The following is a 21451-nucleotide window of genomic DNA, read 5'->3' on the forward strand; positions in this document are numbered from 1 at the left end:
TGTGCTGCTCTCGGCGTTGTTCTTGGCGTTGTTCTTGGCGCTGTGCCTTGCGACCGCGGCCCATGCGCATGCCGTCCTGATCGCGGCCGAGCCGGCGGACGGCAGCGTGGTGGCGGAAGCACCGAAGACGGTTGTGCTCCGTTTCAACGAAGCGGTGGCGCCGACGGCGGTTAGCCTGCTCGATGCCGCGGGCAAGCCGCGCGACGTCGCGTTCCGCGCCGTCGATCAATCGGTGATAGTGACGCTGCCGGCAGGTCTGCCTCAGGGCACGCAGGTGGTGAGCTATCGGGTGGTGTCGCAGGACGGCCACCCGGTGGCGGGCTCACTGCTGTTCTCCATCGGCGTCGTCACCGGCTCGGCGGCGCCATCAGGCGATGGCGTGCTCCACGCGCTGATCTGGCTGGCGCGGCTCGCGCTCTATTTCGGACTGTTCGCCGGCGTCGGCGGTGTGTTCTTTGCCGCCTGGATCGGGCAGGGCCCGGCCGGCGAGCGGCTGATCATGTCGGCGCTGAAGATCGGCCTTGCCGGCGCGGTCACTTCACTCGGCCTGCAGGGCGTCGACCTGTTGAACCTGCCGCTCTCGGGACTTCTGACCTGGGCGGCATGGGCCAGCGCCGCCGGCACCAGCCTGTTTCCGGCCCTGTTGCTCGCGATTGCCGCGATGCTGATCTCGGCAATCGCCTGGCGCAGCCCGTCATTCCGCGCGGCCTTCATCCGCACCGCGGTCGCGATGATCTGCGTCGGGCTGTCGTTCGCCGTCAGCGGCCATGCCGCGACCGCTTCTCCGCAATGGCTGACCCGGACGGCGCTGTTCATCCATGGCGTCGGCCTGGCGTTCTGGATGGGGGCCCTGGCTCCGCTGGCCGTGCTTGCCTGGCAGCGCAAGGATACGCTGCTGCGGGTGCTCCGGCGGTTTTCGACGCTCGCGGTGCCGGTGGTCGCACTGATCGCCTTGTCGGGCCTGGCGCTCGCGATCGTCCAGCTCGACAGCTTTGGCGCGCTGATCGACACCGCATATGGCAACGTCCTGGTCGCGAAACTTGTGCTCGTCGCGCTGCTGCTCGGGTTCGCCGCGCTGAACCGGCTGGTGTTCACACCGGCGATCGCGCGCGAATTTCACCGGACACGGCCGCTGCAGCGTTCGATCGCGGTCGAATTCGTGCTGATGATCGCCATCCTCGGTCTCGTCGCACTGTGGCGCTTCACGCCGCCGCCGCGCGTGCTGGCGATGTCGACCGATGTTCCGCTGGCGGTGCATATCCACACCGATGCGGCGATGTTCCAGGTGCTGATCGGGCCGGGCAAGGTCGGGCAGAATGACTTCGTGCTGCAGCTGATGAACGGCGATGCCAGCCCGTTCGCCGCCAAGGAAGCGACGGTGACGTTGAGCCTGCCCGAGCGCGGCATCGAACCGATGGAACGCGCCGCCGCGCGCGGTCCCGACGGCTATTGGCACGTGAAGAAGGTGCCGTTGACGGTCCCGGGGCGCTGGCACATGCAGATCGACGCCCTGGTGAGCGATTTCAAGAAAGTGACACTGGAAGACGATTTCGAGGTCAGGTAAAGCCGCGGTCGGCAAGCTCGGCGCTTTGCCAGGGCGCAATTCGATCAAAGGGCCGAAAATCGCCTGATTTGAAGGGTTTTTGTCATTCGGCGGCCTTGTGTTTTCACACCCGATCCGGTTTCACTGCAGCTCTTCCCATGCTTTCCTGATTCCCGAGTAACGCCATGCGATTGTCGCGGTTTTTCCTGCCCATCCTGAAAGAAAACCCGAAAGAGGCGGAGATCGTCTCGCATCGGCTGATGCTGCGCGCGGGCATGATGCGGCAGGAGGCCGCCGGCATCTATGCCTGGCTGCCGCTCGGCTTCCGGGTGCTGAAGAAGATCGAGCAGATCGTGCGCGAGGAGCAGGACCGCGCCGGTGCGCTCGAGCTGTTGATGCCGACGTTGCAACTCGCCGATCTCTGGCGCGAAAGCGGCCGCTACGACGCCTATGGCCCGGAGATGCTGCGCATCCTCGACCGTCACAAGCGCGAGCTGTTGTACGGCCCGACCAACGAGGAAATGATCACGGAGATCTTCCGCTCCTACATCAAGTCCTACAAGAACCTGCCGCTGAACCTCTACCACATCCAGTGGAAGTTCCGCGACGAGCAGCGTCCGCGCTTCGGCGTGATGCGCGGTCGCGAATTCCTGATGAAGGATGCCTATTCGTTCGACCTCGACGAGGCCGGCGCACGGCGCTCCTACAACAAGATGTTCGTGGCTTACCTGCGCACCTTCGCGCGGATGGGCCTGAAGGCGATCCCGATGCGGGCCGAGACCGGCCCGATCGGCGGCGATCTCAGCCACGAATTCATCGTGCTCGCCGACACCGGCGAGTCCGGCGTGTTCATCAACCGCGATGTGCTGGACCTGCCGGTGCCGGGCGAGGACGTCGATTATGACGGCGATCTGACGCCGATCATCAAGCAGTGGACCTCGGTCTACGCTGCGACCGAGGACGTTCACGAGGCCACGCGCTTCGAACGGGAAGTGCCCGAAGCAAAGCGGCTCAACACCCGCGGCATCGAGGTCGGCCAGATCTTCTATTTCGGGACCAAATATTCCGACACCATGAAGGCGATGGTGGCGGGCCCCGACGGCGTCGACGTGCCGATCCATGGCGGCTCCTACGGCGTCGGCGTGTCGCGTCTGGTCGGCGCGATCATCGAGGCCTGCCACGATGACGCCGGCATCAAATGGCCCGAGGCGGTGGCGCCGTTCCGCGCCGCGATCCTCAACCTCAAGCAGGGCGATGCTGCGGTCGACGGCGCCTGCGAGCAGCTCTATCGCGAGCTCTCGGCGAAGGGCGTCGACGTGCTCTACGACGACACCGATCAGCGTGCCGGCGCCAAGTTCGCCGCGGCCGATCTGATCGGAATCCCCTGGCAGATTCTGGTCGGACCCAAGGGGCTTGCGGACGGCAAGGTCGAGGTCAAGCGCCGCAGCGACGGCTCGCGCGACAACATGACCCCCGCCGACGTAGTCGCGAAGCTCGCGGGTTAAAGTTTATTCACGCTGCGCTGTCGGCGGGGTAATCCGGCCACATTTGGCCCGAATCATGGGATTATCGAGAGATGGATGAGACCATGAACGAGCCAGTCCGTACCCCGCCTTTTGCGCCATTCGAATGGCTGCTGTCCGGACGCTATCTGCGCGCGCGCCGCAAGGAAGGCTTCATTTCGGTCATCGCCGGATTTTCGTTCCTCGGCATCATGCTCGGCGTTGCCACGCTGATCGTGGTGATGGCGGTCATGAACGGCTTCCGCAAGGAACTGCTCGACAAGATCCTCGGCCTCAACGGACATCTTCTGGTGCAGCCGCTGGAATCGCCGCTGACCGACTGGAAGGATGTCGCCGACCGCATCAGCCAGGTGCAGGGCATTCGCCTTGCCGCGCCTGTCGTGGACGGGCAGGGGCTCGGCTCATCGCCGTTCAACGCCGCCGGCGTGTTCATCCGGGGCATCCGTGCCGACGACCTCAACAACCTCACCTCGATTGCCAAGAACATCAAGCAAGGCACGCTCGAGGGTTTTGACGAGGGGCAGGGGGTCGCGATCGGCCGCCGGCTCGCCGACCAGCTCTCGCTGCACGCCGGCGACATGATCACGCTGGTGTCGCCGAAGGGCGCGGTGACGCCGATGGGCACCACGCCGCGCATCAAGCCCTACAAGATCACCGCGGTGTTCGAGATCGGCATGTCGGAATACGATTCGACCTTCGTGTTCATGCCGCTGGCCGAGGCGCAGGCCTATTTCAACCGCAACAACGACGTGTCCTCGATCGAGGTGTTCACCACCAATCCGGACAAGATCGACACCTACCGCAAGCTGGTGACGGAGGCCGCCGGGCGGCCGGTCTTCCTGGTCGACTGGCGGCAGCGCAATTCGACCTTCTTCAACGCACTGCAGGTCGAGCGCAACGTGATGTTCCTGATTTTGACCATGATCGTGCTGGTTGCGGCGCTCAACATCGTCTCCGGGCTGATCATGCTGGTGAAGGACAAGGGGCAGGACATCGCGATCCTGCGCACCATGGGCGCCTCGCAGGGCTCGATCATGCGGATCTTCCTGATCACCGGTGCCTCGATCGGTGTGGTGGGAACGCTGACCGGCTTTGCGGTCGGCATGTTGATCTGCCTGAACATCGAATCGATCCGGCAATTCCTGTCATGGCTGACCAACACCGAGCTGTTCTCGCCCGAACTGTATTTCCTGTCGAAGTTGCCGGCTGAGGTCGATTTCGGTGAGACACTCGCCGTCGTGATCATGGCGCTGACGCTGTCCTTCCTGGCGACGCTCTACCCGTCGTGGCGCGCCGCGCGCCTCGATCCGGTCGATGCGCTCCGGTACGAATAGGAGCGCACATGGCGGAGGGGGCGGAAGACACACCGGTCATCTATCTTCATGACATCAAGCGGGAATACCGGCAGGGTGAGGCGACGCTGACGATCCTGAACGGCGCCAAGCTGGCGCTGTGGCCCGGCCAATCGGTGGCGCTGGTGGCGCCGTCGGGATCGGGCAAGTCGACGCTGCTGCACATCGCGGGTCTGCTGGAGACCCCCGATGACGGCGAGGTCTATGTCGCGGGTACGCCGACCTCGCAGATGTCCGATGTCGACCGTACGCAGATTCGCCGTTCCGATATCGGCTTCGTCTATCAATCGCACCGGCTGTTGCCGGAGTTCTCGGCGCTCGAAAACGTCATGTTGCCGCAGATGATTCGCGGCCTCAAACGCTCCGAGACCGTCAAGCGCGCGACCGAGATCCTGGCCTATCTCGGACTTGGCGACCGCATCACCCACCGTCCGGCCGAGCTCTCGGGCGGCGAGCAGCAGCGCGTGGCGATCGCACGCGCGGTGGCCAACGCGCCGCGGGTGCTGTTTGCCGACGAACCGACCGGCAACCTCGATCCGGGCACGGCCGATCATGTCTTCAACGCGCTGATGCAACTGGTGAAGGCGACCCGCGTCGCGATGCTGATCGCGACCCACAACATGGATCTCGCCGCGCGGATGGACCGCCGGGTGTCGCTGTCGAACGGACAGATCGTCGAGCTCGAATAGCGGCATTGTTGCACGAAGCGGGTGACGCCCCGCGTTAAGAGCGCGCGCTAAGCCATAGAATTCGAAGCCCTTTTCGCTGTACTTCAAGCGGCACGGAAGGCGCCTGGATTCTCAATAGGCCGGGCGGGACCGTCTGCCGGATGCCCGCGTCCGATGGTCGACCGGCGGACCCACATAGTAGGGGTTGTCGATACACATCGCTCCCAGCCCGGACGCCGATGCCTGGCACTGCGCCATCGAGGTGTAGCCGCAGTCGGTGTCCTCTCCGCCCCAACGGTAGTTGCGTTTGCAGACCGGCGAGGTCGAATCGTATTTCTGCGCGTTGGCCGGCGCACTCGCGACGATGCCAAGGGCCGCGAGTCCGAGGATCAAGCTGCGCATCAGAGTCATAGAAGCTCTTGCGGGAATTGTGCATCAAGCCGCATTCCGCAGCCGTTGCCCGAAGCCCGGACTGTCAGTGGATGAACAGATCGAAGAAGCTGTCACCGCGCTCCCGCGCGGGCGTGTGAAGATACGAGCGCGGGTCGTTGTCGCCGGCATAATAGGGGTTGGCGACGCAGGTCTGGCCGATGCCGTTGGCTGTCGCGAGGCACGCTTGATACGACGGATAAGAGCAGTTGCTCAGACCCGGGATAACGGTCGCCCTGAATGCAGAACGGGTAGCGCACGCCGACGGCATGTGACGGAGCGGGGTTGAGCGTAGCGAGGGCGACCACCGAGGCCGCAGCAGCAAATATCATCGTCCGCATGTGCATTCCTTTTGCTGCGAAGATTCGATTTCGGCGATGATCCAAATCGGACAAGCTGGTGCCGGTCAACACGATCTTGCGCGCAGTTGCGCGCGCGGATTTGAATTGTGAAAATTATGCGGCAGCCGTGTGGCAGAGGTTCCAGGAAGTGGCTTGTAATACAGTATTAACTTCAAATTTGAGCGAAGTCGTTTGGGCCTGCCTGTTGCAGCGAAGTTACAGCAATTCCGTTCCGGGCTGCTATGAGGGTGTCTCGCGGCCTTGGGGGCCTGTAGAAAAGTTGGAACGGGAAAAATGAAGAAGATTTTGCTTGTCACCGCCAGCCTGATCGCGCTCAGCGCGACCGCTGCTTCCGCGGCTGACCTCGCGGCTCGCCCTTACACCAAGGCTCCGCCGCCCATGGTTGCCGCTGTTTATGATTGGACCGGCTTCTACATCGGTATCAACGGTGGTTGGGGCCAGAGCCACGACAACCGTTCGGTCGACGGCCTCGGTGGCGTCGGCAGCTACGATGCCAACGGCGGCACCGTCGGTGGCCAGATCGGCTACCGCTGGCAGACCGGCGGCTGGGTGTTCGGTCTGGAAGCTCAGGGCAACTGGGCTGACTTCTCCGGCAGCACCGGCAACCTGGTCGTCCCGGGCGGTGTCGTTCGCTCGAAGACCGATGCGTTCGGCCTGTTCACCGGCCAGATCGGCTACGCCTGGAACAACGTCCTGCTGTACGCCAAGGGCGGTGCTGCGGTTACCGACCGCAACTACCAGTTCCTGGCTCCCGGCGGCGCGCTGGCGTCCTCGACCGGCTACGACACCCGTTGGAGCCCGACGGTTGGTGTTGGCCTCGAATTCGCCTTCGCCCAGGGCTGGTCGCTCGGCGTCGAATACAACCACATCTTCGAAGACACCCATGGCGCGACCTTCGTCACCCCGGCTGGTGTTGCGGTTACCGGCTTCCACACCGGTGGCGACACCGACATGGTCCTCGGCCGCCTGAACTACAAGTTCGGTGGTCCGATCATTGCCAAGTACTGAGCCAAGTACTTAGCCAACGACTGATCGCTCGCTTGATCCAAGCGACGGCGAAAACCCCGGGCTTCAGCCCGGGGTTTTTTGTTGGCTGGACGGGATTGCCCTGGGCTGAGGCGTCCTGAGAAAGCGCCCGGCAATGCGAAGCTGCGGGGCGGCGTGGGCCCTCGCTGCCAGCTCCCGCCATGATTAACCAAGGGAATTCTTTCGAGGTCAGTTTTCAAGCTCACCCACCACCCTTGCTTGACTCCCGGAACAAAAAAGGAACAATGTTCTGCATACGTTCCAGTTCAGGGAGAGCGGCCATGTTGAAGATTTTCGTGCAGGAAGCTGCGGCGCTGGCATCGATCACGCTGTTCGTGGGGATGATCGCGGTTTGGGCCCAGCTGATCACCCAGTTCTGAAGATTGTGCCCGCGGGACACGGGCATCGGTACCCCCTGGGGAAAAGCGGGAGGACCTGCAGCCACGCCGGGTTCGGCGTGGACTTGGCGGGATCGAGGCCCCACGATGGGGACGCGAGTCGGGCCTGATGCTTTCGCGTTCCGGCCGAGGCACTCGCACTATCCTTGCCTCGAGCCTTGCCTCAAGAGATCCCGTAAGCAGCCATGCCGAATGCCGGATTCGTCCATCTTCACGTTCATTCCGCCTATTCGCTGCTGAAGGGCTCGATCAAGATCGCCAAGCTTGGCGAGCTTGCGAAGGCCGATCGCCAGCCGGCGCTGGCGCTCACCGACACCGACAACATGTTCGGGGCGCTGGAATTCTCCGACAAGATGGCCGGCTACGGCATCCAGCCGATCGTCGGCTGCGAGCTGGCAGTGGATTTCGGCGACGTCGACCCCACGACGCGGAGCATCCTGGCGACGAGCGGGCCTACGCGAATCGTGCTGCTCGCGGCGCGCGAGCGCGGCTACCAGAACCTGATGCGGCTGAACTCGCGGGCGTTCCTGGAGACACCGGTCAACCAGACCCCGCACATCAAGATCGATTGGCTGACCGACGCCGCCGAAGACCTGATCGCCCTGACCGGCGGCCCCGACGGGCCGATCGCGCTGGCGCTGCGGGCAGAGCAGGCGGCGCTTGCGGCCACCCGCTGCGAGCGTCTGGCCGGCCTGTTCGGCGATCGCCTCTACATCGAATTGCAGCGCCACGGCGCCGACAAGGAGCGCCGCACCGAGGGCGGCCTGATCGATCTCGCCTATGCGAAGGGCCTGCCGCTGGTTGCGACCAACGAGCCGTATTTCGCCAGCAGTGACGATTACGAATCGCACGATGCGCTGCTGTGCATCGCCGGCGGCCATCTGATCGCCGAGACCAACCGCGAGCAATTGACGCCCGACCACCGCTTCAAGACCCGCGCCGAAATGGCGGTGCTGTTCGCCGATATTCCGGAGGCGCTGGCCTCGACGGTGGAGATCGCCGAACGCTGTTCGTTCCGGCCGAAGACCCGCAAGCCGATCCTGCCGTTCTTCACGGTCGGCGGTGCGGCGAGCGCCGATGCCGCGGCCGACGAGGCCGCCGAGCTGAAGCGCCAGGCCGAGGAGGGGCTCGCCAACCGCCTGCGGGTGCACGGCCTGTCGCCGGGCATGACGGAAGAGGACTACAGCAAGCGGCTCGCCTTCGAGCTCGACGTCATCACCCGCATGAAATACGCGGGCTATTTCCTGATCGTGTCGGACTTCATCAAGTGGGCCAAGGCGCAGGGCATCCCGGTCGGACCGGGCCGCGGCTCCGGCGCCGGCTCGCTGGTGGCCTGGGTGCTGACCATCACCGACCTCGATCCGATGCGCTTCGCGCTGCTGTTCGAGCGCTTCCTCAATCCCGAACGCGTCTCGATGCCGGACTTCGACATCGACTTCTGCCAGGACCGCCGCGGCGAGGTGATCCAGTATGTGCAGGAGCGCTACGGCCGCGACCAGGTGGCGCAGATCATCACCTTCGGTACGTTGCAGGCGCGCGGCGTGTTGCGCGACGTCGGCCGCGTGCTGCAGATGCCCTACGGCCAGGTCGACAAGCTGACCAAGCTGGTGCCGCAGAATCCCGCGGCCCCGGTGACGCTGGCGCAGGCGATCGAGGGCGAGCCGAAGCTGCAGGCGTTCCGCGACGAGGATCCGGTGGTGGCACGCGCGTTCGACATCGCGCAGCGCCTCGAAGGCCTGACGCGCCACGCCTCGACCCACGCCGCCGGCATCGTGATCGGCGACCGGCCGCTGAGCAAGCTGGTGCCGATGTACCGCGATCCGAAATCGGACATGCCGGTCACCCAGTTCAACATGAAATGGGTCGAGCCGGCCGGCCTCGTGAAATTCGACTTCCTCGGCCTGAAGACGCTGACCGTGCTCGACGTCGCGGTGAAGCTGCTCAAGCAGCGCGACGTTCATGTCGACCTCGCGACGCTGCCGATCGACGATGCGCCGAGTTATCAGATGCTGGCGCGTGGCGATGTGGTCGGCGTGTTCCAGGTGGAAAGCCAGGGCATGCGGCGCGCGCTGATCGACATGCGGCCGGACCGCTTCGAGGACATCATCGCGCTGGTGGCGCTGTATCGCCCGGGCCCGATGGCGAACATCCCGACCTATTGCGCGCGCAAGCACGGCGACGAGGAGCCGGAATATCTGCATCCGATCCTGGAGCCGATCCTGAAGGAGACCTTCGGCGTCATCATCTATCAGGAGCAGGTGATGCAGATCGCGCAGCAGATGGCCGGCTACTCGCTCGGCCAGGCCGACCTGCTGCGCCGCGCCATGGGCAAGAAGATCCGCGCCGAGATGGACAAGCAGCGCGACATCTTCGTCGCCGGTGCGATGAAGAACGGCGTGGGCAAGGGCCAGGCCGAGACGATCTTCGAGCTGCTCGCCAAATTCGCCGACTACGGCTTCAACAAGAGCCACGCGGCGGCCTATGCGCTGGTGTCGTACCACACCGCCTACATGAAGGCGCATTATCCGGTCGAGTTCCTCGCGGCGTCGATGACGCTCGAACTCAACAACACCGACAAGCTGTCCGAATTCCGCTCCGAGGCGCAGCGGCTCGGCATCAAGGTCGAGGCGCCCAACATCAATCGCTCCGGCGCGACCTTCGAGGTCAGCGACAACACGATCTACTACGCGCTCGCCGCGCTGAAGGGCGTCGGCATCCAGGCCGTGGAGCAGATCATCGCCGAGCGCAACAAGGGCGGCGCCTTCACCTCGCTGGCCGATTTCGCCGCACGGGTGAGCCCGCGCGCGGTCAACAAGCGGATCATCGAGAGCCTCGCGGCGGCAGGCGCGTTCGACACGCTCGATCCGAACCGCGCGCGCGTGTTCGCCGGAGCGGACGCGATCCTCGCCGCCTGCCAGCGCAGCCACGAGGCGGCGACCTCGGGCCAGAACGACATGTTCGGCAGCGCGCCTGATGCGCCGAGCATCATCCTGCCGCAGGTCGAGCCGTGGCTGCCGGCGGATCGGCTGCGGCGCGAATATGATGCGATCGGCTTCTTCCTGTCGGGCCATCCGCTCGACGATTACGCGACCGCGCTGAAGCGTCTGCGGGTGCAATCCTGGGCGGAGTTCTCGCGCGCGGTGAAAACCGGCGCCACCGCGGGCAAGGTCGCGGCAACCGTGGTGTCGCGGATGGAGCGGCGCACCAAGACCGGCAACAAGATGGGCATCATGGGCCTGTCGGACCCGACCGGCCATTTCGAGGCGGTGCTGTTCTCGGAAGGGCTGGCGCAGTACCGCGACGTGCTGGAGCCGGGCGCGGCCGTGCTGCTGCAGCTCGGCGCCGAGCTGCAGGGCGAGGACGTGCGGGCGAGGGTGCTGCACGCCGAACCGCTGGATCATGCCGCGGCCAAGACGCAGAAGGGCCTGCGCATCTTCGTCCGCGACACCAGGCCGCTGGATTCGATCGCGCGCCGGCTCAACATGCCGGACGCCGCGCCCGTGCCGGGCGGTGCGGCAAAGCCACAGGTAGCCAAGCCCGCGTCGTCAGCTGCGCCTGTCGGTGCAGCCGACGGCGACGTCTTGCTGGTGATGATGCTCGACCTCGGGACGGAGGTGGAGATGAAGCTGCCCGGCCGCTATAAGGTCTCGCCGCAGATCGCCGGCGCGATCAAGGCGGTCGCCGGCGTGGTCGACGTCGAGACGGTGTAGGGGCAAGGCGATCGCATTCGGCTTCCAAAGGGGCGATGTTTCGCTGCGCGTACCCAGACGCAAAATGAAGACATTTCAATTCGGCCCTTGTACCCATAAAGCCTGGCCGCGTGATGCAACGCAGACCACGTTCGCTTTGCGCCCTTAGAGGCGTCGGACGATTCGAGAAAGCGGCCGTCTTATTCGCCAGGCCCGCGAGGCAGTTTCGCCGGCCGTCGCGTCGAAACCTGTTAATCCCTCAGCTTGGAGGATTGCGCGCCGTGACGATCCACGTCGCGCCGTCGATCATCACGGACCGCTCGCCGGGGCAGTCCGCGAAGGCGGCACGAACCGCGGCCGAGGCGCGGGCGCGGATGTCGTCGGGCTGATCGACAAGCGCGCGCGACAGCGGGCCGACCTCGAACGTCATCTTCACCGCGTCGTCGATCGCCGCGTCCCGCGTCGCGCCCTCGCCAAACGGGACGGAAGCATCGAAGGGCGCGATAGCGATATCGGTGAAGCCGGCCCCCGTCAGGATGCGCGCCACCCGCCCCCGGTCGCCGAACGAGAACGGGCCGGGCGTTTCGGGATCGGGCGGCGCGGTCGCCGGGACGATGCCTTTGATCGCGCCCATCGGCAGGCGCATCCAATCGTTCTCGGCCGCGCCACGCCAGCAGACGAAAGTGACCCGCCCGCCCGCCTTGAGCGCGCGGCGCATATGGGCGAACGCGCCTGTCGGATCGTCGAAGAACATCACCCCGAAACGCGAGAACAGGATGTCGAACGCCCCCTCGGGCAGCTCGGCGCTGCTGGCGTCGGCGACGCGGAACAGGGTTGGCGCATCCTGTGGCGCGAGCGCGCGCGCTCGGGCGATCAGCGGTTCGGATATGTCCACGCCCAGTACTTGGCCCCCCGCGCCGACGCGGGCAGCCAGAGCCAGACTCGACGCGCCTGCGCCGCAGCCGACGTCCAGCACGCGCTCGCCCATCGCGGGCGCGGCGGCTTCGATCGCGGCCTGACCGAACACCGCCGCTATGGCGTCGAGCCGGGCCTGGTGGGCGAGCCAACGCTCTCCGCTTTGGTCATTCCAGCCGGCGATCCGATCGGCATTGTACTGTGCCATGACATATCCTTGTTCTCTGAACCGTCCGATGTCAAAGCGCGCATCCTCTCCAGCGAGCAGCGAGGGCGAACGGGATGAAGCGCTCGATTCCCCGCTGATCCTTGAGAGGAACGACAAGATCCGGGTCGAAGCTCCGTGTGCATCGTCAGCCTTCAGAGCCCCGCTTGTTCGATGAGCTCCACACGCCAGCGCCCCGGGAGTTAACCGTCCACTATTCTTTTCAACGTCGCCCTTTGCATTGATCGCGGCGTCAGACGATTTGAAAAGGCTGCCATCTTGTTCGTCAGGCCCGCGATCACCAAGGCCTTACCTTCCATAAGCGCCCGCACACCGCTCGCGGCGACCGGACGAGGCTTCATGGTGAGGAGGCGCAGCAAGGCCGTTGTGGCTGCGCCGGCTGCCGCATCGAAGCCCGTCGCGGTGTGCCCCGGGCAGAGAGTGGTAACAACCACACCATGCGGGCGGAGTTCGTCGTGCAGGGCCTCGCCAAGGGCGAGTACATATGCCTTGGTCGCCGCATAGGCCGCGTAGCTGGGAACGGCTTGGAAGGCCATGAGGCTGGCGACGAGAAGGATATGTCCAGAGCGCCGCGCGGCCATGTCACGGCCGAACAGGTAGGTCAGCTCTGTGAGCGTCGTGATGTTGAGCTGGATCATGTCTGTCGTGCGCTCGATCGGCGTGTCCAACAAAGCGCCGTGCAAGCCGTATCCGGCATTGTTCAGCAAGATGTCGATCGTCACCGACCTCGCATCGAGACTGCTTTTCAAGTGGCTGGCGGCGCCCGGCGCGGCAAGATCGATCGCCTCGACCAGCACGTCCATCCCGTATTTGCGGCGGAGATCGGCGGCAAGCTTTTCCATCGACTCCCGCCTTCGGGCCGCCAATACGAGATTGACTTTCTGCGCAGCCAGGAGATCTGCGAAGTCGAGGCCGAGGCCACTCGACGCCCCGGTGATCAGAGCCCATTTCCCGGCGAAGCTGTTCATTGGTTCTCTCAAACCACCATCGACTGCTGGGCAAAGATACCCGCCATCGCGCCCTGCGATGATGCCTGGGTGACCGAGGGCAAGAAGGGCGTGGTGAGGTCGCCGGCGGCGTAGATGCCAGGCGTGCTGGTTTGACGGCGTTCGTCGACCTTGAGGACGATGCCGGCGGGCGTAGCCACGGTGGCAAGGCCCAGTGCTTCATGCAGGCTCGCGGACGGCTTGTTGCGCGGATTGGCGAACAGGATGTCGACCGCGACGTTGCGGCCGGTATCGAGATTGACGGCGGCGATATGGCCCTTGTCATGGGCGACCTCGACGATCCGGCCATCGACGAGAGGTATGTTGCGGCGCGCCAGATCGGCCTGGATATCGGGCGGAATGTCGTGACCATCGGCGAAGAGCGTCAACTTGTCAGTCCAATCGTGGAACAGCCTGACCTGATTGTGCGACTGCGGGCTGGACCAGACGAGGCCCCAATGCTGGCCGGCGACTTCAAAGCCGTCGCAATAGGGGCATGGCACGATGGACGTGCCCCAGCTTTCGGCGTAGCCCGGAACATCAGGCATCTGGTCGGCGACGCCATAGCTCAGGATCAGACGACGCGCCCCAAAGCTTTCGCCATCGCCAGTAAGGACAGAGAAATTGTCGATGGCGCCGGAGACGCTGTCGGCCCGGGCACTGACAAGCTTGATCGTGGGATAACGCGCCAACTGCCGTCGCGCCTCGGCCAGAATGTCTAGCGGCGGCTTGTGATCGTGGCCGAGCAGGCCATGCGAGTGTCCGGCGAAGCGGTTGCGTGGCAGGCCGGTATCGAGAACGGTAACCGCGCGGCGGGCACGGCCGAGCTGCAGGGCGCCCGCGAGACCGGCAAAGCTGCCGCCGATGATGACGACGTCATCCATGGTGATGGGCTCCTGCGCATTGGCTTGCACACTTCAGATACTGCATGGTATCGTAATTTAACAATTAGAATACTGTCAAGTACTGGAATTGCCGTGACCGAAAACAGCCAGGGCCGGCGCGGCCGGCCCGTCAACGAGGCGCTTGGCCAAACGATCGTCGACGCCGCGCGCGAGCTCTTTGTGGAGTTGGGTTTTCAAGCGACGACCTTGGACAAGGTCGCCCAGCGGGCGAAGATATCCAAGCTCAGCATCTACAGGCACTTCGAGAACAAGGAGGCGCTGTTCAGCGCGGCCATGGCGGCCGGCTGCCATCAGTTGTTTGCACCACAGGCCCTTCTTGAAGGCGTCGACGGTTCGGTCGAAGATCAGCTCGTGGCGGTGGGATCATCGCTGCTTCGCACGCTGTTGAGATCAGACGTCCGCAGCCTCGAAGCCATGGTCATGGCCGACAAGACGAGTCAAAACGCGTTGAGCAAGCTCCATTTCGAAGCCGGCCCCGCCCATGTCATCGCCGAAATCGAGGTCCTGTTGCGTCAGTTGCACGCGAAGGCGGTTCTGAACGTGCCCGATCCTCTCCGGTCCGCCCGCTTGTTCGCCGCGCTGTTCAAAGGATCCGATCTCCTGATGATCGCACGCTTCGATCAGGCGAAAGCAGAGCACGACGACGAAATCGAATCCTATTGCCGGTCGGCCGTCGCCATGTTCATCGCCGCGCACGGTGGCAACGACGGCGTGGGCGGATGTTTGCCCGCCCCAAGGTCAAAAGACAAAATTTGAATCGTGCGTGACCACGTCGGTCGCGGGCCTGCTCCTTTGCATGGGGTTGTTTTTCGATATTTTGGCCGCGCGCACTTGCGATAGGCATTAGGCCGCCAAACGGGGCCGTTTCGGCACGATTTGGGCTCAGCCGGCGGGTGTAACCGGCCGTATTTCCTTGCTTCTGGCGCAAATCGCGCTATATAGCGCGCCATCTCACACGGAAACATGGCTCAAAAGGCCGTCCGGTGGCAGCCGGGCCATAAGGCTCGTCTGCTCACACGTTTCCGGAGGAACCAACCGGAGAATTATCACTATGTCGCTGCCCGATTTTTCTATGCGTCAGTTGCTTGAAGCTGGCGTTCACTTTGGCCACCAGGCCCATCGCTGGAACCCGAAGATGCAGGATTACATCTTCGGCGCCCGCAACAACATCCACATCATCGACCTCGCGCAGACCGTGCCGATGCTGCACCGTGCGCTCCAGGCGGTCAGCGATACCGTCGCCAAGGGCGGCCGCATCCTGTTCGTCGGCACCAAGCGCTCGGCCCAGGACGGCGTTGCCGACGCGGCGAGGCGTTCGGCGCAGTACTTCGTCAATTCGCGCTGGCTCGGCGGCACGCTGACCAACTGGAAGACGATCTCGGCCTCGATCAAGCGCCTGCGTCATCTCGACGACGTGTTGTCGTCGGGTGAAGCCAACTCCTACACCAAGAAGGAGCGGCTGACGCTGCAGCGCGAGCGCGACAAGCTCGACCGCTCGCTCGGCGGCATCAAGGACATGGGCGGTCTTCCCGACATGATCTTCGTGATCGACACCAACAAGGAAGACATCGCGATCCAGGAAGCTCAGCGGCTCAACATCCCGGTCGCCGCGATCGTCGACACCAATTCGGACCCGAAGGGCATCACCTATGTGGTGCCGGGCAATGACGACGCCGGCCGCGCGATCTCGCTGTATTGCGACCTCGTGGCGCGCGCCGCCATCGACGGCATCTCCCGCGCCCAGGGCGAGTCCGGAATCGATATCGGTGCATCGGCTGCGCCCGTGCAGGAAGACCTCCCGGCGGCTGCGCCGTCCGGCTTCCAGGGCCTCGCCGGTCCGCGCGGCACCGCCGACAACCTCAAGAAGCTCACCGGCGTGTCCGGTGCGATCGAGAAGAAGCTCAACGACCTCGGCATCTTCCACTACTGGCAGCTCGCCGAGCTCGACCACGACACCGCGCACAAGATCGGCGAAGAAGTCGGTCTGCCGAGCCGTGCCGACGCCTGGGTCGCCCAGGCCAAGACGCTCGCCGAAGCGGAATAAGAGTTACGCGGCGTGGCCGGGGTCTGCCCGGCCGCCGCTTTGCTTCCACGAACAACGATTTCCCTGTTGCAGACGGCGGCGTCATCGGGCGCCGCGGTTTCTGTACAGGCAAGAAGGACATTGAACGATGGCAACGATCACAGCAGCGATGGTCAAGGATCTCCGCGAGTCGACCGGCGCGGGCATGATGGATTGCAAGGCGGCGTTGACCGAGAACAACGGCGACATGACCGCTGCGCAGGATTGGCTGCGCAAGAAGGGCCTCTCGAAGGCCGCCAAGAAGGCCGGCCGAGTCGCCGCCGAGGGCCTGATCGGCGCGCTGACCGCCGGCACCAAGGGCGTGCTGGTCGAGGTCAATTCCGAGACCGACTTCGTTGCGCGCAACGAGCAATTCCAGGGCCTGGTCAAGATGATCGCCCAGGTCGCGCTGAAGCATGGTGCCGACGTCGAGACCATCAAGGCGTCCAAGGTCGGCGATGCCACCGTCGAGACCGCGATCTCGGATGCGATCGCCACCATCGGCGAGAACATGACGCTGCGCCGCGCCGCCTCGCTCGAGGTGAGCCAGGGCGTGGTGTCGAGCTATGTCCATAACGCGGTCATCGAGGGCGCCGGCAAGATCGGCGTCATCGTGGCGCTGGAGTCGACCGGCAAGGCCGACGAGCTCGCCGTGCTCGGCCGCCAGCTCGCCATGCACGTCGCGGCGGCGAAGCCGCTCGCGCTCGACCCGGCCGGGCTCGATCCGCAGACCGTCAAGCGCGAGAAGGACGTGCTGGCCGACAAGTACCGCCAGCAGGGCAAGCCGGAGAACGTCATCGAGAAGATCGTCGATTCCGGCCTCAAGACCTACTACAAGGAGGTCTGCCTGCTCGATCAGGCCTTCATCCACGACAGCGGCAAGTCGGTTGCCCAGGCGGTGAAGGAAGCTGAGGGTAAGGTCGGCGGCCCGATCAAAATCGCTGGCTTTGTGAACTATGCTCTCGGTGAGGGAATCGAGAAGCAGGAGAGCGACTTCGCCGCCGAAGTCGCGGCCGCCAGCGGCAAGAAGTAACCGCTGACACCAAGGCCTCCGGCGCTTCGCGCCGGAGGCCTGCCTGCGCGGGATAAGAAAGCGATCGCATCATGGCCGAGCCGATCTATCGTCGCGTGGTGATCAAGCTGTCCGGCGAATATCTGGCCGGCTCCCAGGGCTTCGGTATCGATCAGCCGACGGTCGACCGCGTCGCCGATGACCTGATCGCAGCCCGCAAGCTCGGTGTCGAGGTCGCTGTCGTGATCGGCGGCGGCAACATCGTCCGCGGGGTCGAGGTCTCCTCGCGCGGCGTGTCGCGGCCGACCGGCGACACCATGGGCATGCTCGCCACGATGATGAACTGCCTCGCGCTGGAGGCGGCGATCGAGCGCAAGGGCAACCCGGCGCGGACCTTGTCGGCCTTCGTGATGCCGGAGATTTCCGAGCTGTTCACCCGTACTGCGACGCACAAATATCTCGCCGAGGGACGCATCGTCCTGCTCGGCGGTGGAACCGGCAATCCGTTCTTCACCACCGATACCACCGCCGTGCTGCGCGGGGCCGAGATCGGCGCGCAGGCGGTGCTGAAGGCCACCAATGTCGACGGCGTCTACAGCGCCGATCCGAAGAAGGACCCCAAAGCCAAGCGCTTCGACCGCCTGACCCATTCGCAGGCGATCGAGGGCGGCTACAAGGTCATGGACGCGACCGCTTTCGCACTTGCTCGCGAGACGTCGCTGCCTATCATCGTGTTCTCGATCGCGGAGCCCGGTTCGATCGGTGCGATCCTGCGCGGGTCCGGACACGGCACGGTCGTCGCCGGCTGATTGCCGCGCCTCAAGGTCCAAGCTTTTTGGACCCGAGGGCGTCGATAGCCGGTTTCTAGTGAAGGGAGAAACGTCATGGCCGCAGCTGGGTTTGACATCAACGACGTGAAGCGCCGCATGCAGGGCGCCACACAATCGCTCAAGCACGAGCTCGGTGGCCTGCGCACCGGCCGCGCCGCGGCATCCATGCTGGAGCCGGTCCAGGTCGAGGCTTACGGCTCGCATATGCCGCTCAACCAGGTTGCAACCATCAGCGTACCCGAGCCGCGCCTGCTCTCGGTGCAGGTTTGGGACAAGACGATGGTCAAGGCCGTGGAGAAGGCGATCGTCGACTCCAACCTCGGCCTGTCGCCGGCGACCGAAGGCCAGGTGCTGCGGTTGCGGATTCCCGAACTCAACGAGGAGCGCCGCAAGGAGCTCGTCAAGGTCGCGCACAAATACGCCGAAGCGGCCAAGGTCGCGGTCCGCCACGTGCGCCGCGACGGCCTCGACATCATCAAGAAGCTCGAGAAGAATCACGAGATCTCCGAGGACGATCAGGAGCGCCTGTCGAACGAGGTGCAGAAGGCGACCGACGGCGTGATCGCCGAAGTCGATCAGCTGCTTGCCGCCAAGGAAAAGGAAATCCTGACGGTCTGAGGGCCTACGGGAACGAGCCTATGTCGAACGCCGCCGCCCCAGCAACCGACGGACCGGATCGCTCCGGCAGTCCGTTGCATGTGGCTGTCATCATGGACGGCAACGGACGCTGGGCCGCTTCGCGCGGGCTGCCGCGCGTCGAGGGCCATCGCCGCGGCGTCGAGGCGCTGCGCCGCGTGGTGCGTGCCGCCCATGAACTCGGCATCGTCTACCTCACGATCTTTTCGTTCAGCTCGGAGAATTGGTCGCGCCCGGCCACCGAGATCGGCGATCTGTTCGGCCTGTTGCGCCGCTTCATCCGCAACGATCTGGCGACGCTGCACCGTGACGGCGTGCGGGTGCGCGTGATCGGCGAGCGTGACGGTCTCGATGCCGATATCTGCGCGCTGCTCAACGAGGCCGAGGAGCTGACCAGGAACAACGACAAGCTCAACCTCGTTGTCGCCTTCAACTACGGCTCCCGTGCGGAGATCGCCGCCGCCGCACGGCGGCTTGCCCGTGAAGTCGCGGAAGGCAAGCGCGACGCTGACTCCATCGATGCCGACACGCTCGGGCAGTATCTCGATGCGCCCGATATCCCGGATCCCGACCTGATCATCCGCACCAGCGGCGAGCAGCGTCTGTCGAACTTCCTGATGTGGCAGGCCGCCTACAGCGAACTGGTATTCGTGCCGATCCATTGGCCGGATTTCGACAAGGCGGCGCTCGAAGGCGCCATTGCGGAATACGGCAAGCGCGAGCGCCGGTTCGGCGGCCTCGCTGTGAAAACCGGCTCGTGACCGAGGGCGAAGCCGCGTCGGCGGCAGCAAGCGAGCAACGGCCGGCAGCAAGCGAGCAGCCGCCGGCAGCAAACGAGCAGGGGTCGCGCAACCTCGTGATGCGCGTGGTTGCGGCACTGGTGCTGGCGCCGCTCGCGATCGCGCTGGCTTATCTGGGCGGCATCGCCTGGTCGCTGCTGGTGACGGTGGCGGCGATCGGATTGTACGTGGAATGGCTTGTCGTCACCGGGCTCGGGCGGGAGCCGCGCGTCGTGGTGCCCGGTGCCCTCGCGCTGCTGCTTGCCGGAGTTTGCCTGATGGCCGGCCGCGTCGATGCGGCCCTGGACGTGCTTTTGGTCGGCGTGGTTGCCGTCGTGCTGACATCGGGCGTGCGGCGTGGCTGGGCCGTCGCCGGATTGCTCTATGCGGCGGGGGCCGAGATCGCGTCGGTGCTGCTGCGTCTCGATCCGGCGAAGGGCTTTGCCGCGCTGATGTTCGTGTTGCTGATCGTATGGGTCACCGATATCGGCGGCTATTTCGCCGGCCGCAGCATCGGCGGGCCGAAGCTCTGGGTGCGCGTCAGTCCGAAGAAGACCTGGGCCGGCGCGATCGGCGGCTTCGTGGCGAGCCTCGCGGTTGCCGCCGGCTTTGCCGCCTTCGAGATCGGCACGACCGGGCCGCTGCTGGCGCTCGGCGCCGTGCTGTCGGTGGTCTCGCAGCTCGGCGATCTCTTCGAATCCGCAGTGAAGCGGCGGTTCGGGGTGAAGGATTCGAGCCACATCATTCCCGGTCATGGCGGCCTGCTGGACCGCCTGGACGGATTCGTCGCGGCCGTCATTGTGGCGGCGATTTTCGGCTTTCTCCGTGGTGGCGCCGATGGCGTCGGCCGCGGTCTTATGGTTTGGTGATGAGATGAGCGCAGTTCCGTTGCGTAACAACAAGGCCGTGGCGGCGTCGGCCGTGCGGACCGTGACCGTCCTCGGTGCCACCGGCTCGATCGGCGACAGCACGTTGGATCTGCTGCGTGGCGCGCGCGACCGCTATCAGGTCGAGGCTCTGACCGCGAACAGCAATGTCGAGGGTCTCGCCAAGCTCGCCAAGGAGTTCGGCGCACGGTTCGCCGCGATTGGCGATCCCGCGAAGCTTTCAGAACTGAAGGACGCGCTCGCTGGAACCCGGATCGAATGCGGGGCCGGGGAGAGCGCGATCATCGAGGCCGCCGCGCGGCCGGCGGATTGGGTGATGGCGGCGGTCAGCGGCGCGGCCGGACTGAAGCCGGCGCTTGCCGCGGTCGATCGCGGCGCCACCGTCGCGCTCGCCAACAAGGAGTGCCTGGTCTGCGCCGGCGACATCTTCATGGAACGGGCCAAGAAGGCCGGCGCCTGCATCCTGCCGGCGGACTCGGAGCACAATGCGTTGTTCCAGGCGCTGGCGTCCGGCAATCGCGAAGAACTGACGCGGGTGATCATCACCGCGTCCGGCGGCCCGTTCCGCACCTGGGCGCCCGCCGACATCGAGCAGGCGACGCTGGAACAGGCGCTGAAGCATCCTAACTGGAGCATGGGGCAGAAGATCACGATCGATTCCGCCTCGATGATGAACAAGGGCCTCGAGGTCATCGAGGCGTCCTATCTGTTCGCGCTGGCGCCGGACGAGATCGACGTGCTGGTGCACCCGCAGTCGATCATCCACGGCATGGTCGAGTTCTCCGACCGCTCGGTGGTGGCACAGCTCGGCACCCCGGACATGCGGATCCCGATCGCGCACTGCCTCGGCTGGCCCGACCGCGTCGTCGGCCCGTCCGCCAAGCTCGATCTCGCCAAGATCGGACAGCTCACCTTCGAGGCGCCGGACTTCCAGCGCTTCCCGGGGCTGCGGCTGGCTTACGAGGCGCTGCGGATGGGGCATGGTGCGACGACGGTCTACAACGCCGCGAACGAGATCGCGGTCGCCGCGTTTATTGCCGGCAAGATCAAGTTCGGAGCGATCGCCCGGCTGGTCGAGGCGACGCTGAACGATTGGATACGGTCCGGGAATCAGCCACCGCTGCACTCGGCGGATGACGCGATTTCCGTTGACCATATCGCGAGAAATAAAGCTGCCGCCCTATTGCCTCAAATTGCCTTAAAGGCAACCTAGAGGGTTGGGG

The 21451-nt window shown here is 65.0% G+C and carries 19 protein-coding genes and 1 pseudogene; 14 read left to right on the top strand and 6 right to left on the bottom strand.

What is annotated here, in order from left to right; all coding sequences use genetic code 11:
* The first annotated feature begins 22 nt into the window (after nucleotides 1-22).
* The 4 genes from ACVINW_RS29765 (at nucleotide 23) to ACVINW_RS29780 (ending at nucleotide 5107) form a co-directional block, all read left to right on the top strand.
* On the top strand, nucleotides 23-1564 hold the full coding sequence (locus ACVINW_RS29765) for a copper resistance CopC/CopD family protein (protein ID WP_456754556.1): 1542 nt from the start codon (nucleotides 23-25) through the stop codon (nucleotides 1562-1564).
* Nucleotides 1565-1728: 164 nt separating this feature from the next.
* Nucleotides 1729-3048, top strand: a complete 1320-nt coding sequence (proS, locus tag ACVINW_RS29770; RefSeq protein ID WP_456754557.1) for a proline--tRNA ligase — start codon at nucleotides 1729-1731, stop codon at nucleotides 3046-3048.
* A gap of 71 nt (nucleotides 3049-3119) precedes the next feature.
* Nucleotides 3120-4400: a lipoprotein-releasing ABC transporter permease subunit gene (locus ACVINW_RS29775; RefSeq protein WP_456754558.1), complete on the top strand. Its 1281-nt coding sequence runs from the start codon at nucleotides 3120-3122 to the stop codon at nucleotides 4398-4400.
* An 8-nt stretch (nucleotides 4401-4408) separates the two neighbouring features.
* The gene (locus ACVINW_RS29780) at nucleotides 4409-5107 is read left to right on the top strand and encodes an ABC transporter ATP-binding protein (protein WP_456754559.1); all 699 of its coding nucleotides are present in this window, start codon (nucleotides 4409-4411) and stop codon (nucleotides 5105-5107) included.
* Between the two features lie 111 nt (nucleotides 5108-5218).
* On the opposite strand, the gene ACVINW_RS29785 is transcribed toward ACVINW_RS29780, so the two are convergent.
* The 3 genes and pseudogenes from ACVINW_RS29785 to ACVINW_RS29795 form a co-directional block, all read right to left on the bottom strand.
* The gene (locus ACVINW_RS29785) at nucleotides 5219-5497 is read right to left on the bottom strand and encodes a DUF3551 domain-containing protein (RefSeq protein WP_456754560.1); all 279 of its coding nucleotides are present in this window, start codon (nucleotides 5495-5497) and stop codon (nucleotides 5219-5221) included.
* Between the two features lie 64 nt (nucleotides 5498-5561).
* The gene (locus ACVINW_RS29790) at nucleotides 5562-5786 is read right to left on the bottom strand and encodes a DUF3551 domain-containing protein (RefSeq protein WP_456754561.1); all 225 of its coding nucleotides are present in this window, start codon (nucleotides 5784-5786) and stop codon (nucleotides 5562-5564) included.
* 4 nt (nucleotides 5787-5790) lie between these two features.
* A pseudogene (locus ACVINW_RS29795) lies at nucleotides 5791-5862 on the bottom strand (DUF3551 domain-containing protein); the annotation flags it as partial.
* 288 nt (nucleotides 5863-6150) lie between these two features.
* On the opposite strand from ACVINW_RS29795, the gene ACVINW_RS29800 reads away from it, so the two are divergent.
* Together ACVINW_RS29800 and dnaE are read left to right on the top strand one after the other, a co-directional pair.
* A complete protein-coding gene (locus ACVINW_RS29800; protein WP_456754562.1) occupies nucleotides 6151-6885 on the top strand; it encodes an outer membrane protein in 735 nt (244 codons plus the stop codon).
* Between the two features lie 601 nt (nucleotides 6886-7486).
* A complete protein-coding gene (gene dnaE / locus ACVINW_RS29805) occupies nucleotides 7487-11011 on the top strand; it encodes a DNA polymerase III subunit alpha (RefSeq protein WP_456754563.1) in 3525 nt (1174 codons plus the stop codon).
* A 238-nt stretch (nucleotides 11012-11249) separates the two neighbouring features.
* Here the strand turns inward: dnaE and ACVINW_RS29810 are convergent, their stop codons facing one another.
* The 3 genes from ACVINW_RS29810 to ACVINW_RS29820 all read right to left on the bottom strand — a co-directional run bounded on the left by ACVINW_RS29810 (nucleotide 11250) and on the right by ACVINW_RS29820 (nucleotide 14001).
* Nucleotides 11250-12113, bottom strand: a complete 864-nt coding sequence (locus tag ACVINW_RS29810) for a class I SAM-dependent methyltransferase (protein ID WP_456754564.1) — start codon at nucleotides 12111-12113, stop codon at nucleotides 11250-11252.
* A 200-nt stretch (nucleotides 12114-12313) separates the two neighbouring features.
* Nucleotides 12314-13099, bottom strand: a complete 786-nt coding sequence (locus tag ACVINW_RS29815) for an SDR family NAD(P)-dependent oxidoreductase (RefSeq protein WP_456754565.1) — start codon at nucleotides 13097-13099, stop codon at nucleotides 12314-12316.
* A gap of 8 nt (nucleotides 13100-13107) precedes the next feature.
* Nucleotides 13108-14001 carry an NAD(P)/FAD-dependent oxidoreductase gene (locus ACVINW_RS29820; RefSeq protein ID WP_456754566.1) on the bottom strand — a complete coding sequence of 298 codons (894 nt, stop codon included), beginning with the start codon at nucleotides 13999-14001 and terminating at the stop codon, nucleotides 13108-13110.
* Nucleotides 14002-14094: 93 nt separating this feature from the next.
* Between ACVINW_RS29820 and ACVINW_RS29825 the strand changes: the two genes are divergently transcribed.
* From ACVINW_RS29825 to dxr, 8 genes are all read left to right on the top strand, one after another.
* Entirely contained in the window at nucleotides 14095-14778 is a 684-nt protein-coding gene (locus ACVINW_RS29825; RefSeq protein ID WP_456754567.1) for a TetR/AcrR family transcriptional regulator, read from the top strand.
* A 295-nt stretch (nucleotides 14779-15073) separates the two neighbouring features.
* Nucleotides 15074-16066 (top strand): 30S ribosomal protein S2, encoded by a 993-nt coding sequence (locus ACVINW_RS29830; RefSeq protein ID WP_456754568.1) that lies wholly within the window; start codon nucleotides 15074-15076, stop codon nucleotides 16064-16066.
* A 127-nt stretch (nucleotides 16067-16193) separates the two neighbouring features.
* Nucleotides 16194-17117 (top strand): translation elongation factor Ts, encoded by a 924-nt coding sequence (gene tsf / locus ACVINW_RS29835; RefSeq protein ID WP_456754569.1) that lies wholly within the window; start codon nucleotides 16194-16196, stop codon nucleotides 17115-17117.
* Between the two features lie 71 nt (nucleotides 17118-17188).
* A complete protein-coding gene (gene pyrH / locus ACVINW_RS29840) occupies nucleotides 17189-17905 on the top strand; it encodes a UMP kinase (protein WP_456754570.1) in 717 nt (238 codons plus the stop codon).
* Between the two features lie 75 nt (nucleotides 17906-17980).
* Nucleotides 17981-18544 carry a ribosome recycling factor gene (gene frr, locus ACVINW_RS29845; RefSeq protein WP_456754571.1) on the top strand — a complete coding sequence of 188 codons (564 nt, stop codon included), beginning with the start codon at nucleotides 17981-17983 and terminating at the stop codon, nucleotides 18542-18544.
* A gap of 20 nt (nucleotides 18545-18564) precedes the next feature.
* Nucleotides 18565-19323 carry an isoprenyl transferase gene (locus ACVINW_RS29850; RefSeq protein WP_456754572.1) on the top strand — a complete coding sequence of 253 codons (759 nt, stop codon included), beginning with the start codon at nucleotides 18565-18567 and terminating at the stop codon, nucleotides 19321-19323.
* Complete coding sequence (locus ACVINW_RS29855) at nucleotides 19320-20210, top strand: phosphatidate cytidylyltransferase (protein WP_456754573.1); 891 nt, start codon at nucleotides 19320-19322, stop codon at nucleotides 20208-20210. The genes ACVINW_RS29850 and ACVINW_RS29855 overlap by 4 nt, the downstream gene beginning before the upstream one ends.
* A gap of 4 nt (nucleotides 20211-20214) precedes the next feature.
* Nucleotides 20215-21441 (top strand): 1-deoxy-D-xylulose-5-phosphate reductoisomerase, encoded by a 1227-nt coding sequence (dxr, locus tag ACVINW_RS29860; protein WP_456754574.1) that lies wholly within the window; start codon nucleotides 20215-20217, stop codon nucleotides 21439-21441.
* Nucleotides 21442-21451: the final 10 nt, after the last annotated feature.

Source organism: Bradyrhizobium sp. USDA 4461, assembly GCF_054055655.1.